The following is a 12,732-nucleotide window of genomic DNA, read 5'->3' as shown; positions in this document are numbered from 1 at the left end:
AACCATGTCGGCGGCGCAGCCCCAGATCCTGTTGGTGGAAGACGAACCCGCACAGCGCGAAATTCTGGCGTATAACCTTGAATCGGAAGGGTTTGACGTGAGGCGGGCCGAGAATGGCGAAGAAGCGATCCTGCTGGTGGCAGAGGCGCTGCCGGACCTGATTATTCTCGATTGGATGATGCCGCTGCTGAGCGGGATCGAGGTGTGCCGACAGCTCAAGACCCGCGAAGATACGCGTAATATCCCCGTGATCATGCTCTCGGCACGGTCAGAAGAGGTGGACACCGTGCGCGGGCTAGAGACGGGGGCGGATGACTACGTCGTCAAACCTTATTCCATGCGCGAGCTCATGGCTCGTGTGCGTACTCAGTTACGCCGCGTGCGCCCGGCATCCTCGGGCGCGTCACTCAGCTATGCCGATATCACGCTGGACACCGAACGCCACCGCGTGAACCGCGCCGCGAACGAGCTGAAACTGGGCCCGACAGAATACCGGCTGCTGGTCACCCTGTTAGAGCGTCCGGGCCGTGTGTTCAGCCGCGATCAGCTGCTGGATCACGTCTGGGGCCGCGATATCTATGTCGACACGCGCACCGTGGATGTGCATATCGCGCGGCTGCGCAAGGCGCTGACATCTCACGGTGGCGATGACCCGATCCGCACGGTGCGCGGTGCAGGTTATGCATTAGGGTAGGGCGCTTACCCGTTGAATTTTATGACTTCTTGGCGTTGATCCCCCAAGCCTTCAATGCCCAGTTCAACGACATCGTCCGGTTGCAGGTACACCGGCGGCTTAAAGCCCATGCCTACGCCGGGCGGTGTGCCGGTGGCGATCACGTCTCCGGGCAGTAAGGTCATGAAACGGCTGAGAAAAGATATAATCTCGGCCACCGAGAAAACCATCGTGCGGGTATTGCCCGTCTGGCGACGGGTGCCGTTCACATCAAGCCATAGATCAAGGTTCTGCGGGTCCGGCACCTCGTCTGCGGTCACCAGATACGGGCCAATGGGGGCGAAGCTGTCGCAGGACTTGCCCTTGACCCACTGACCGCCGAATTCGATCTGAAAAGCGCGCTCTGACACGTCGTTGAAGCTCGCATAACCCGCCACATGGGACAGCGCGTCGGCCTCGGACACATGCTGCGCCTTGGTGCCGATAACGACCGCAAGTTCAACTTCCCAATCGGTTTTCTCGGAATCCTTGGGGATGATGATCGGGTCGTTGGCACCGGTGGCCGCGCAGAGTTTGCTAAACAGGATCGGGTGATCGGGCACGTCCATGCCAGCTTCTGCCGCGTGGTCTGAGTAATTCAGCCCGATACACAGAATACGACGTATGTCATTGATCACAGGCGCAAACCGGCCGGTGATGACAGGCAAGGCCGTAACGTCCACATCGCGCAGCTGGTCCAGCGCTGCGGGTGCCATTGTGGCAAGCTCGATATCCGTCAGATGCTGCGTCAGATCGCGCGCGGCACCATCTGCGTCAATCATCGCAGGTTTTATCCCGTCAGGGGTTTCGATACGGCAGAGTTTCATTAGCTAATCCTGTGTTTGTGAGGGGTGCGTTTGCGCCTGATCTGATTCCCATAATCAGTATTATGTAAATAATTGGTATGCCTTGGGTGATATTTTGCTGTTAAAGTGCGTCATAAAGCACTGAAAAGTAGTATAAAAAGACGATTCTTCACCCAGTTTCTTCATTCTCCCACCCGCGTGGCTTCTTGCTTTACCCTGTTGTTCTGCGTGCCATAATCCACATGCGCCAAGCCGATGCAACTGTAAGCGATCGGCGCTTTGGTGGCTGCTGAACGAAAGGAAGAATATGACGCTCAAGATGTCTTCGGCGGATATGGTCGCCGCTGCCCGTGCACGTATCCGCGAGATCGAAACGCCTGATCTGATGGCCATGCTGAAGGATCCGGATGTTGTTGTCGTTGACCTGCGCGATATCCGTGAACGCCAGCGCAGCGGCTATATCCCCGACAGCTTTCACGCACCGCGCGGCATGATCGAATTCTGGGTCGACCCTGACAGCCCATACTTCAAAGAGATCTTCGGTCAGGACAAAACCTTTGTCTTTCACTGTGCCTCTGGCTGGCGCTCGGCGATCACCACGGCGACGCTGCAAGACATGGGATTTGACGCGGCGCATCTGCGCGAAGGTTTTTCGACGTGGGAAAAGCACGGTGGTCCAGTCGAATACTCTGAAAAGAAAGACTAACGACGCCGCGGCGCCTATGCTACGTCTGCGCCACCACATCGTAACAACAAGGCCATCGCTATGACATCCATTCTGATCCTGAACGGTCCGAACCTGAACCTGCTGGGCACACGCCAGCCCGAGGTCTATGGCAAGACGACTTTGGCCGATGTCGAGGCGCTGTGCCGCGAGAAAGCGAAGACGCTTGGGTTTGATGTGGCGTTTGAGCAGTCAAACCACGAAGGCGCGCTGATCGATCTAATCCACGCGGCCAAAGGCAAACATGCCGGGATCGTGCTGAATGCCGGTGCCTATACCCATACGTCGATTGCGCTGATGGATGCGATCGCCTCGGTCGAGCTGCCGGTTGTCGAGGTACACCTGAGCAACATCCACGCGCGCGAGGAATTCCGCCACCGGTCTTACATCGCGCCTGTGGCTCTGGGTCAGATCTGCGGGTTTGGCGCGCAGGGTTATCTGATGGCCTTGGACGCGCTGAAAGCTCACCTAAAGCATTAGGTTTCATCGCTTAGTAACTGATTTATAATAAAAAAGGGCGAAGGTGCTGATGCGCCCTCGCCCTTTTTCTCATCTGCTGTGTGACAGCTTAGCCTTTGGCGGCTTTTGCAACTTCTGCTGCGAAGTCTTCTTTGACGACTTCGATGCCTTCGCCAACTTCAAGACGGACGAAACCGGTGATGGTCGCGCCAGCTTCTTCCGCGGCTTTGCCGACGGTCAGGTCAGGGTTCACAACGAATGCCTGGTTCAGCAGTGTCACTTCGGACATGTATTTCTGCATGCGGCCGGTGATCATTTTCTCGATCACGGCTTCCGGTTTGCCGGACTCGCGTGCGATGTCCATTTGAACCTGCTTTTCTTTTTCAACAACAGCCGGGTCCAGATCCGCTTCGGACAAGGACGCAGGGTTCACAGCGGCGATGTGCATCGCGATCTGTTTGCCCAGCTCTTCGTTGCCGCCGGTCATTGCGACCAGAACACCGATTTTGCCCATGCCGGGTGCTACAGCGTTGTGCACATAGGACACGACCTGATCCCCATCGATGGACTGCATGCGGCGCACCGACATGTTCTCGCCGATTTTCGCAATGGCATCGGTGATGACGGTGGAAACGGGCTTGCCGCCCATGTCTGCCGCGTTCAGCGCGTCAACGTCGGACACACCGGTTGCAACGTCAGCGATGCCGGAAACCATTTTCTGGAAGTCGGCGTTTTTGCCAACGAAGTCGGTTTCGGAGTTCACTTCGACAGCAACACCGTGGCCGCCATCGACTTTAACGGCAACAAGGCCCTCGGCTGCGGTGCGGCCGGATTTCTTGGCTGCTTTCGCCAGACCCTTGGTGCGCAGCCAGTCAACGGCTGCTTCCATGTCGCCATCTGTTTCAGTCAACGCTTTTTTCGCGTCCATCATGCCGGCACCGGTTGTGTCGCGCAGTTCTTTGACCATGGATGCTGTGATTGCCATCGCTTTGGTTCTCCTTGAATTGGGATAAATTGAGGGGCAGAGCGTTCTGCACCACTGTCTCAATCATGTAATGGTTTTGTGACAGGCAGAGGGAAACATGCCCCCTGCCCGTCTCTTTCGCGTCGCTTACGACTTGGCGTCGGCCAGCGTTTCCTTCTTGGATTCGATATCCAGAGGTGCGTCTTTTGCCATTGCGTCGTTCGAAACGGTTTCTTCCGAAGCGTTGCCAACTTCGACACCACCGTCGATCAGGGCTTCTTCTTCGGGCGCTTCTTCCATCGCACCGATATCAACACCTGCGGCACCCAGCTGCGCGGACATACCGTCAAGTGCGGCACGTGCGGCCAGATCGCAATACATGTGGATCGCGCGGGCGGCGTCGTCGTTGCCCGGGATGATGTAGTCGATCCCGTCGGGGGAGCAGTTGGTGTCGACAACAGCGATAACCGGGATGCCCAGTTTGTTCGCTTCGGCCACGGCCAATGCTTCTTTTTTCACGTCGATGACGAAGATCAGGTCTGGGCGACCGCCCATTTCACGGATACCACCCAGCGATGCTTCCAGCTTCGCTTGGTCACGTTCCATGCCAAGACGCTCTTTCTTGGTCAGACCGGAGAAGCCACGCTCGGACTGTTCGTCGATGGACTTCAGGCGCTGGATGGATTTGGAAACGGTCTGCCAGTTTGTCAGCGTGCCGCCCAACCAACGGTGGTTCATGTAGTACTGTGCGCATTTCTCTGCGGCTTCTGCGATCGGCTGTGCCGCCTGACGCTTGGTGCCAACGAAAAGAATGCTGCCGCCTTTGGCGACGGTGTCACGGATGACTTGCAGGGCCTGGTCCAGCATTGGAACAGTCTGTGTCAGGTCCATGATGTGGATGCCGTTACGCGCGCCGTAGATGAACGGACCCATGCGGGGGTTCCAGCGCTGTGTTTGGTGACCAAAGTGTACGCCTGCTTCAAGCAGTTGGCGCATGGAGAACTCAGGAAGAGCCATGTCTTTATACCTTTCCGGTTTTGCCTCGTCGGGGGTCTCGATCCCGGAATGGGACCAACCGGCGGACGTTCAAGGATTTCTCCCTCAAAGGCCCAACCCCGACTGCGGGTTTAAGTGACGCGCGTATAGTCCGGATTTTCACGCTTCGCAAGGTCAAAGGCGCATGTTTTAGCCATTGGGGCCTTATATCAGCGCAATTCAGCGGGGTTTGGTGTTGCAGGCCCGGCCGAGGGATGGGCCGCGCGCACCTGCGCTTCACAGGCTTGGGCCAGGGCTTTGCGGTTCTCGAAATCGGCGACGGCCAGCGGCGTGTGATAGATCGTTGTCACCTGCCCCTGCCGCAGGGACGCTAGGGTGCGCAGCAGATGCCCGCCAAAGCTCATATCGCCCCACCAGCCATAGAACCGCGGGTCGGTCCCATCGGGAGCGGTATAGAGCACGGTCACAGGCTGCACCCAGATCACGTCGCGCAGTTCGGGCGCGAAGAAGGACTGAAAGAGCGTGGTTTTGAACGGCAAGACCTGCAGGCCATCGGTGCTGGTGCCTTCGGGGAAGAACAACAGCCGGTGGTTGTCGAGCAAGCGACGTTGGAACACCTCGGTCTGTTTGCGCGCGTGTTTCGGATTGCGTTCGATGAACAACGTGCCGGTCGCTTTGGCGAGCCAGCCAATGCCGGGCCAGCTGGCGACTTCGGACTTGGACACAAAGTATATCCGCTGCGCCGCGTTCAAGCTGAAGATATCAAGCCAACTGGTGTGATTGGCGACGACAGCGCCCCTGTGGCGCATCGGGGTGCCGATAACCGCGCGGCGTAACCCCATGATCCAGAATGCGGTTTTGCAGACAATCTGGGTGATATGCGGGGTCACGGGGCGACCCTGCCCATAGAGCGGACGTTCTATCAAGCGGATCGCGAGCAGGATCACCAGCCCCACAAGAACCACCGTCGCCAGCGTCATCCCACGCAGCAGCATCAGCACCCAGCCAAGCGGCCCGACGGATACCGGTGTCGGGTGGTCGGCGCTGTCCCAGGCCGCGCTCATCCTTGCTTTCCGCTGTAGATCTTGGCCTGCCGCTCGCTAAGCCGGGCGGTGTCGAGCATCAAAAGCACATCCGTCGTGTTGAAGTCATGATCGATAAAGGCCCCCTCGCCCACACATCCGCCAAGCCGCAGATAGGCTTTGATCAGGCTGGGCATCTGCACCATCGCCTGACGCCGGTTCAGGATGTCGGCGGGGATCAGGTTCATCTCCTGGCGCGCCTTTGGCAGGGCGGTGACGCGCAGATCGGGCGGCGCGAGGTAGGTGTGATGCAGTAGCGACAGGGGCTGCGCCAATGCCTCGGCCTGGGTGCCATGAAAGCTCGCGACGCCAAAAAGGATCTCTATCCCGTGTTCCGCCACATAAGAGGCAAGCCCCGCCCAAAGCTGGTGCATCGCGATGCCCCCGCGATAGGAAGGATGCAAACAGGACCGCCCCAGCTCGAGTATCTCGCGGCCAGAGGATTTGAGCGCGGTCAGATCATATTCGTTTTCCGAATAGAACCCGCCTGCCCGATCCGCCATAGCGCGGCGGATCAGCCGGTACACGCCAACGGTTTGCTGGGTCTTGCGATCAATAAGCAGCAGATGGTCCACGAAATCGTCGTATTGATCGACCTCTCGCCGGTTTTCGTGATCCACCAAAGGCCCGCCCGCCCCCAGCTCGGTGACAAAAACGTCATACCGCAGCCGCTGCGCCGCATGAAGATCCGCTTGGGTGCGCGCCAGACGGACTTCGAACTCTGCCGCTTTTGCAATGATCATGGGCTGGTTTCGTCTCCGGTCGCAATCACGCGGATAAATAGGCAGTTGCCGCCCGTTGCGCAATGCTTGCCCCGCGTCGCGGTGGTTTTCGGCGAAAAATTAACGATTTGCTAACGAAGAGCCTTCATCAAAGACGGGGGTGAGCATCACCCGATGACTATCGACCACGATCTTGCCCTCGCTGCGGAAGTTTACCGTGACCTTGCCGCTGATATTGCTTTGCACCTGCCCCACGCCCCAATCGGGATGTGCGGGGTGGCGTACAAGCATTCCGGGTGTCAGTATCGCATTCAGGTCTTCCAAGCGTGCGTCCTTTCTGCGGCGCGGTGTGGGGGCAGCTATTTAGGGCCAGCTAATTAGGGGGTGTCCCATGGTAGAAACCGACACTGATCTTGCCGCCTTGATCGGCAGCCGCATCTGTCATGACTTGATATCGCCGGTGGGCGCGATCAACAATGGGCTTGAACTGCTTTTGATGTCGGGCATGAATATGAGCCCCGAAGTCGCGCTGATCGATGAAAGCGTGCGCAATGCCAGTGCGCGGCTGCGGTTCTTTCGCGTGGCTTTCGGCGCGGGCGACGCGCAGCCTGTCCCTGCCCAAGAAACCAGCGGTATCCTGCGTGATCTATATGCTCAGTCCAAATGGCAGGTATCTTGGCCCGACGGCGTTGCCGCGCCGCGCAACGCGCTGCGGATGGTATTCCTGAGCCTGCTGTGTCTGGAAACGGGGATGCCCTATGGTGGGCAGATCACCATAGATCACCGCGATGCGGGATGGGACATCACCGGCACGGCCGACCGGCTGAGCATCCACGCCGCGCTTTGGGGCGTGCTGGCAGGGCAGTCTCGGGCAGAGCGTCTAACAGCTTCGCAGGTCCAGTTCGGACTGTTGCCCGCCATCGTGAAAGACAGCGGGCAACAGTTAACATCCATCGTGACAGAAACGACCATCACCCTTGGGATCACAGCTTAGCTGCGCACGGCCCCATCGCCACGCACCAGATACTTGAAGCTGGTCAGCTGCTCGGCACCGACGGGCCCGCGCGCGTGCATTTTGCCGGTGGCGATCCCGATTTCGGCACCCATCCCAAACTCTCCACCATCGGCGAATTGGGTGGAAGCATTGTGCATCAGAATTGCAGAATCCAGCCGCGTCATGAATTTGGTCGCCGCCGCATCGTCTTCGGTAATGATGCAATCGGTGTGGTTCGAGCCGTAGGTGCGGATATGGGTGATCGCATCGTCGATGCTGCCCACGGTTTTCGCCGCGATGATCATATCAAGGTATTCGTGACCCCAATCATCCGCCGTGGCCGGCACGGTGCCTTCGATCTCGGTCAGCGCGCCATCGGCGCGCACTTCGACGCCAGCGTCCAGCAGCGCCTTGATCACACCCTTGCCAATCGTCCGCGCCACTTTCTCGTGGATCAGCAGACATTCAGCCGAGCCGCAAATGCCGGTGCGGCGAGTCTTGGCGTTCAGCACGACCTTCAAAACCTTCTCGGGGTCGGCGTTTTCATCGATATAGATGTGCACGATGCCTTCGAGGTGGGCAAAGACCGGCACCCGCGCTTCGCGTTGCACCAACCCGACCAGCCCCTTGCCGCCGCGCGGGACGATCACATCAATCGTGTCGGTCATGGTCAGCATCTCGCTCACCGCGGCGCGGTCGCGCGTGGGGACCAGCTGGATTGAATCCGCAGGCAGATCAGCGGCTTCGAGCCCCTGTTGCAAGGCGGCATGGATCGCGCGCGAGGAATGGAAGCTTTCGGAGCCGCCCCGCAGGATCACGGCATTGCCCGCCTTGAGGCAAAGCGCACCGGCATCCGCGGTCACATTCGGGCGCGATTCATAGATCACGCCGATGACACCCAAAGGCGTGCGCACGCGCTGGATGTTCAGCCCCGTCGGCTGATCCCATTCGGTCAGCACCTGCCCCACGGGATCATCCTGTGCGGCGATGCTGCGGAGGCTGTCGGCGATGGCGCTGATGCGCGCATCATCCAGCAAAAGCCGGTCCATCATCGCGTCAGAGAGACCCTTGTCGCGGCCAAACGCCAGATCTTTGGCGTTCGCGTCCAGAATATCGGCGCTGCTGGCCATCAGCGCGTCGGCGGCTTTTTCAAGCGCGGTCTGCTTTTGGTCGGCACTGGCAAAGCCCAATGTCGCGGCGGCGGCTTTGGCGCGCGCGCCAATATCCGCCATCAACGCGGGAATGTCGTCTGTCTGTGTCATATCCAAGGTCATAACCTAATTACTGCTTTTTTGTCATTTCGGGTTGGCCTCTACCTAAAGCCTTCGGCGAGGATTTTAAACCATTTGGAAGTCAGGAAAGCGCAAGATCGTCCCGATGGATCAAAGCAGCACGCCCCGGCGCGCCCAAAATCGCCTCGATCTCCGAGGATTGTCGACCTTTGATCAGCTCTGCCTCTGCCGAGGTATAGCGTGTTAGCCCGTGCCCGATGGGGCGCCCGTCAGGGGCAAGCAGCGCGACGGAGTCGCCGCGCCCGAAGGGGCCGGAAACAGCGGTGACACCGGCGGGCAAAAGCGACTTGCCCTTGGACATGGCAGCCACCGCACCGGCATCCAATGTGACGCTACCGCGTGGTTTGATTGCCGTAATCCATTGTTTGCGCGCGGTTTGGGGGTCGGATTGCGCGGTGAACCAAGTGGCGTTGGCCCCGTTTTCGAGGGTCAGCAAAGGCCGCAACGGTGATCCTTCGGAGATTGCCATGGCGCAGCCCGCGGCGGTCGCGGTTTTCGCGGCCATCAGCTTTGTCTTCATGCCGCCCTTGGATAGGCCAGAGCCCGCATCGCCCGCCTGCGCCTCGATCTCTGGGGTGATCGTGTCGATCACCTCATAGCGGATGGCATCGGGGTCGTCATTGGGGTTGGCAGAATAGAAACCATCCACATCCGACAGCAGGATCAACCGGTCTGCCGCCACGGTCACGGCGATCTGCGCCGCGAGCCGGTCATTGTCGCCAAAGCGAATCTCGTCCGTGGCGACGGTGTCATTCTCGTTGACGATGGGTACCGCGCCCATGGACAACAGCTGTTCCATCGTGGCGCGGCTGTTTAAATACCGCCGACGATCGGCGCTGTCTTCCAGGGTGACAAGCACCTGCGCGGCGGTGATCCCATAGGGTTCCAGCGCCTCTTCATAGGCGCGGGCGAGACGGATCTGCCCCACCGCGGCCGCGGCTTGGGATTGTTCCAGCGCCAGCGTGGTTGGCGGCAGCCCAAGCACACCACGCCCCAACGCGATGGAGCCCGAAGACACCAGCACCACATCCTTGCCCTGCCCCTTGAGCCACGCCACATCCTGCGCGAGACTTTGCAGCCAATCGCGGCGCAGCTGGCCGGTGGCCCGATCGACGAGCAGCGCCGAGCCGATTTTTACAACGATACGGGTGCCGTCGCTTAGGGTTGCCAAGGTGCCTCTTCTTCATCTTGGGACCGGAAACGCAGCCGGTCGTCGTCAATCTGGCCGCGCAATGCCCGCAGCACCTCGGTGACGCCTTCGCGGGCGACGCCAGACATCAGCATGACCTCTGCGCCGCAGGCTTTTTCCAATTCTTCGCGGGCAGTTATGCGATCCTCTTCATCCAGCGCATCAATTTTATTCAGCACGGTGATCCGCGGTTTGTCCGCCAGCTCGCCGCCATAGGCTTCGAGTTCGTTGATGATGGTCTGGTAATCTTCGGCAATGGTGTTCGACGTGCCATCAATCAGGTGGAGCAGCACGGCGCAGCGTTCGACATGGCCCAAAAACAGATCGCCCAGACCCCGCCCTTCGGACGCGCCTTCGATGAGGCCGGGGATATCGGCGACGACGAATTCGGTATTATCCACACCCACAACGCCCAGATTGGGGTGCAGTGTGGTAAACGGATAATCGGCAATCTTCGGCCGCGCGTTCGATGTCGCGGCAAGGAAGGTCGACTTACCCGCGTTCGGCAGGCCGAGCAGCCCCACATCCGCGATCAGCTTGAGACGCAGCCACAGCGTGCGGTCCACGCCTTCCTGTCCGGGATTGGCACGGCGCGGTGCCTGGTTCGTCGCGGATTTAAAGTGCAGGTTCCCCCAGCCGCCGTTGCCCCCACGCGCCAGTTCGACCCGCTGGCCAAGCTCTGTCATATCCGCCAGCACAGTTTCCTGATCCTCATCAAGGATCTCTGTGCCCACAGGGACGCGCAGGATGATGTCATCGCCATCCTTGCCGGTGCGCTGCTTGCCCATGCCGGGCTGGCCGTTCTTGGCAAAGAAGTGCTGCTGGTAGCGGAAGTCGATCAGCGTGTTCAGCCCGTCGACGGCTTCGGCCCAGACCGATCCGCCCGACCCGCCGTCTCCGCCGTCGGGACCACCGTATTCAATGTATTTTTCGCGCCGGAAAGACACGCAACCGCCCCCGCCTGCGCCAGAGCGGATATAGACTTTGCACAGGTCAAGAAACTTCATCAAAAGGGCCTTTCGGGGCACGTGTGGTCATAGTTTATGGCTATACGTCCAGGTTGGTACGCAGGTCTCGCGCGCCAGACAATAGGTTTCCGCATTGCCAAGATAGCGGAAGCCCGCATTTGTCAACACTTTGGCAGAGGCAGGGTTGTCGCGAAACACCGAGGCGAACATATTTTTGTTGCGCAGCGGATTGGCCTGCACCAGCGCCTGTACGGCCTCGGACGCCAGATGCGTGTTCCAGAACGCAGGGGCGACCCAATAGCCGACTTCGGATTGATCGCGGTCCATCCGGATCAGAGAAATCACGCCCATCACCTCGGAGCCGCCGGTTTTCAGCCCGTCCATGACCCAGACATCTTCCGTCCGGGGGGTGCTGGTGGCGCGGGTGATGAAGCTTTCGATCACGCCGGGCGGTAGCGGGTGCGGAATGGATGCGGTGCGCATCGCAACCCGTGGATCGCTGGCATAATGTTCGATCATCCCACGATCCGACATGCGCACAGGGCGCAGGTCAAACCGTTCTGTTTCAATCACTTGCTGTTGCGACACTGTTAAATCTTCCATCGTTATGTCCCTCCTCCGAACAGCACGAACAAGACAGAGGCCACCGTCAAAGCGGCCAAGGTCCACATCAAATATTTCTCCCAAACGGTGCCTGCGACCGTCTTTGCGATCCCCGCACCGGCCAGCGTCCACAAGGGGTGCAGCACGATCTGGCATCCCAGCAGTACGGCGGCCACCGTGGCCGTCGCCGCCAGCGCAGGCGTGCCAGGCGCGATGAAGGCCGTGAAGCTGCCCACGATCATCGCCCAGGCCTTGGGGTTCAGCGGGTGGACGATCAGCCCGGCCAGAAAGCCCGGTGCGGCCTCGGTTCGTGCGCCCTGCCCCAACCGCAGGTTCGCAACCTTCCACGCCAGCCAGATGATATAGGCGGCAGAGGCGAATTTCAGCGCGACGAAAACCCCCGGCGCGCGGTCGGCCAGTTGCATCAACCCGAAACCCACTGGCCAGATCACCAGCTGTTTGCCAAGGGCCACGCCCGCGACAAAAGGCACTGCCGCGCGAAAGCCGAAGCGCGCGCCAGTGGCCATCAACGCCATATTCGCCGGTCCGGGTGTGCCGATCTGGCTTGCCGCAAAGACGATAAAGGATGTCAGTGCGACGCTCATGACTGGCTCTTCTTCTTGCGCTTTTGCCGCGGCTTGGCGTCATAGACGGGCGGAACGTAATCAGGTTTGATCAGCCCGAACAACAGGTTGTCGTGCCATTCGCCCCCCAGAAAAGACGACTGCCGGGCGCGGCCTTCTGGGGCAAAGCCGACTTTGGTGAAACAGGCCGCAGCGCGTTCGTTGATGTCGAGCACGCGGGCAGAGAGGCGGTGCAGCGCCAGCGGGCCAAAGGCGTGGGCCGCAAGCAGATGCAGCGCGCGTGTACCCAACCCCTTGCCCAGTTTCTTGGGGGCCAGAATGCCGATCGCGACATCGGCGCTGGCGTCCCACGGACGCAGACTATGCAGGCGCAGCGCACCGATCATCTTGCCGCGATGTTCGATGACCCAGGCCAGCGGTTCAACCAGCTGCGTTTCATACCAACGTTCGGCCAGCGCCTTGGTCATCACCGGCACGGCGTTCAACTCTGCCCCGAACATGTGGTGGATCTCGGGCGTGTTTCCAAGCTTGAACCGGGCGTCGATGTCACGGTGTTCGGGCGCGCGCAGACGGATGGTGCCATCGTTTAGCTCGGGGCGGTTTGATCGTGACATAACGGCCCCTCCCTTCCTGGGTG

Annotated in this window: 16 protein-coding genes; 4 read left to right on the top strand and 12 right to left on the bottom strand. The window is 59.9% G+C overall.

Annotation, left to right across the window (positions count from 1 at the left end; translation table 11 throughout):
* The first annotated feature begins 4 nt into the window (after positions 1-4).
* On the top strand, positions 5-694 hold the full coding sequence (phoB, locus tag C1J04_RS10065) for a phosphate regulon transcriptional regulator PhoB (protein WP_009824649.1): 690 nt from the start codon (positions 5-7) through the stop codon (positions 692-694).
* Positions 695-699: 5 nt separating this feature from the next.
* Here phoB and C1J04_RS10060 read toward each other — a convergent pair whose 3' ends face one another.
* Complete coding sequence (locus tag C1J04_RS10060; protein ID WP_009824648.1) at positions 700-1,539, bottom strand: fumarylacetoacetate hydrolase family protein; 840 nt, start codon at positions 1,537-1,539, stop codon at positions 700-702.
* Between the two features lie 286 nt (positions 1,540-1,825).
* On the opposite strand from C1J04_RS10060, the gene C1J04_RS10055 reads away from it, so the two are divergent.
* Complete coding sequence (locus tag C1J04_RS10055; protein WP_009824647.1) at positions 1,826-2,224, top strand: rhodanese-like domain-containing protein; 399 nt, start codon at positions 1,826-1,828, stop codon at positions 2,222-2,224.
* Positions 2,225-2,284: 60 nt separating this feature from the next.
* On the top strand, positions 2,285-2,722 hold the full coding sequence (aroQ, locus tag C1J04_RS10050; protein ID WP_009824646.1) for a type II 3-dehydroquinate dehydratase: 438 nt from the start codon (positions 2,285-2,287) through the stop codon (positions 2,720-2,722).
* Between the two features lie 88 nt (positions 2,723-2,810).
* Here aroQ and tsf read toward each other — a convergent pair whose 3' ends face one another.
* The 5 genes from tsf to C1J04_RS10025 all read right to left on the bottom strand — a co-directional run bounded on the left by tsf (position 2,811) and on the right by C1J04_RS10025 (position 6,789).
* Positions 2,811-3,686, bottom strand: a complete 876-nt coding sequence (gene tsf, locus C1J04_RS10045) for a translation elongation factor Ts (protein ID WP_009824645.1) — start codon at positions 3,684-3,686, stop codon at positions 2,811-2,813.
* 126 nt (positions 3,687-3,812) lie between these two features.
* Complete coding sequence (gene rpsB / locus C1J04_RS10040; RefSeq protein ID WP_005853591.1) at positions 3,813-4,682, bottom strand: 30S ribosomal protein S2; 870 nt, start codon at positions 4,680-4,682, stop codon at positions 3,813-3,815.
* Positions 4,683-4,870: 188 nt separating this feature from the next.
* Positions 4,871-5,725 (bottom strand): lysophospholipid acyltransferase family protein, encoded by an 855-nt coding sequence (locus tag C1J04_RS10035; protein ID WP_009824643.1) that lies wholly within the window; start codon positions 5,723-5,725, stop codon positions 4,871-4,873.
* Positions 5,722-6,486, bottom strand: coding sequence for a GNAT family N-acetyltransferase (locus tag C1J04_RS10030; protein WP_009824642.1), 765 nt, complete (start codon positions 6,484-6,486; stop codon positions 5,722-5,724). The genes C1J04_RS10035 and C1J04_RS10030 overlap by 4 nt, the downstream gene beginning before the upstream one ends.
* Before the next feature lie 99 nt (positions 6,487-6,585).
* Positions 6,586-6,789, bottom strand: a complete 204-nt coding sequence (locus C1J04_RS10025) for a DUF3553 domain-containing protein (RefSeq protein WP_005853586.1) — start codon at positions 6,787-6,789, stop codon at positions 6,586-6,588.
* A 67-nt stretch (positions 6,790-6,856) separates the two neighbouring features.
* Between C1J04_RS10025 and C1J04_RS10020 the strand changes: the two genes are divergently transcribed.
* Positions 6,857-7,459 (top strand): histidine phosphotransferase family protein, encoded by a 603-nt coding sequence (locus C1J04_RS10020; protein ID WP_009824640.1) that lies wholly within the window; start codon positions 6,857-6,859, stop codon positions 7,457-7,459.
* Here C1J04_RS10020 and C1J04_RS10015 read toward each other — a convergent pair.
* The 6 genes from C1J04_RS10015 to C1J04_RS09990 all read right to left on the bottom strand — a co-directional run bounded on the left by C1J04_RS10015 (position 7,456) and on the right by C1J04_RS09990 (position 12,709).
* Positions 7,456-8,733, bottom strand: coding sequence for a glutamate-5-semialdehyde dehydrogenase (locus C1J04_RS10015; RefSeq protein WP_009824639.1), 1,278 nt, complete (start codon positions 8,731-8,733; stop codon positions 7,456-7,458). The two genes, C1J04_RS10020 and C1J04_RS10015, sit on opposite strands and share 4 nt — an antisense overlap.
* 79 nt (positions 8,734-8,812) lie before the next feature.
* The gene (proB, locus tag C1J04_RS10010; RefSeq protein WP_009824638.1) at positions 8,813-9,922 is read right to left on the bottom strand and encodes a glutamate 5-kinase; all 1,110 of its coding nucleotides are present in this window, start codon (positions 9,920-9,922) and stop codon (positions 8,813-8,815) included.
* Positions 9,910-10,947: a GTPase ObgE gene (gene obgE, locus C1J04_RS10005; protein ID WP_009824637.1), complete on the bottom strand. Its 1,038-nt coding sequence runs from the start codon at positions 10,945-10,947 to the stop codon at positions 9,910-9,912. Before obgE ends, proB begins: the two co-directional genes overlap by 13 nt.
* Positions 10,948-10,974: 27 nt before the next feature.
* Positions 10,975-11,511 carry a GNAT family N-acetyltransferase gene (locus C1J04_RS10000; protein ID WP_005853576.1) on the bottom strand — a complete coding sequence of 179 codons (537 nt, stop codon included), beginning with the start codon at positions 11,509-11,511 and terminating at the stop codon, positions 10,975-10,977.
* A gap of 2 nt (positions 11,512-11,513) precedes the next feature.
* A complete protein-coding gene (locus C1J04_RS09995; RefSeq protein ID WP_009824636.1) occupies positions 11,514-12,116 on the bottom strand; it encodes a LysE family translocator in 603 nt (200 codons plus the stop codon).
* On the bottom strand, positions 12,113-12,709 hold the full coding sequence (locus C1J04_RS09990; RefSeq protein WP_009824635.1) for a GNAT family N-acetyltransferase: 597 nt from the start codon (positions 12,707-12,709) through the stop codon (positions 12,113-12,115). The genes C1J04_RS09995 and C1J04_RS09990 overlap by 4 nt, the downstream gene beginning before the upstream one ends.
* Positions 12,710-12,732 lie beyond the last annotated feature (23 nt).

The organism is Sulfitobacter sp. SK025 (genome assembly GCF_003352105.1).
Taxonomy (GTDB): Bacteria; Pseudomonadota; Alphaproteobacteria; order Rhodobacterales; family Rhodobacteraceae; genus Sulfitobacter; species Sulfitobacter pontiacus.
The sequence above is the reverse complement of the archived record's forward strand: the minus strand, read 5'-3'. Positions and strand labels throughout refer to the sequence as shown.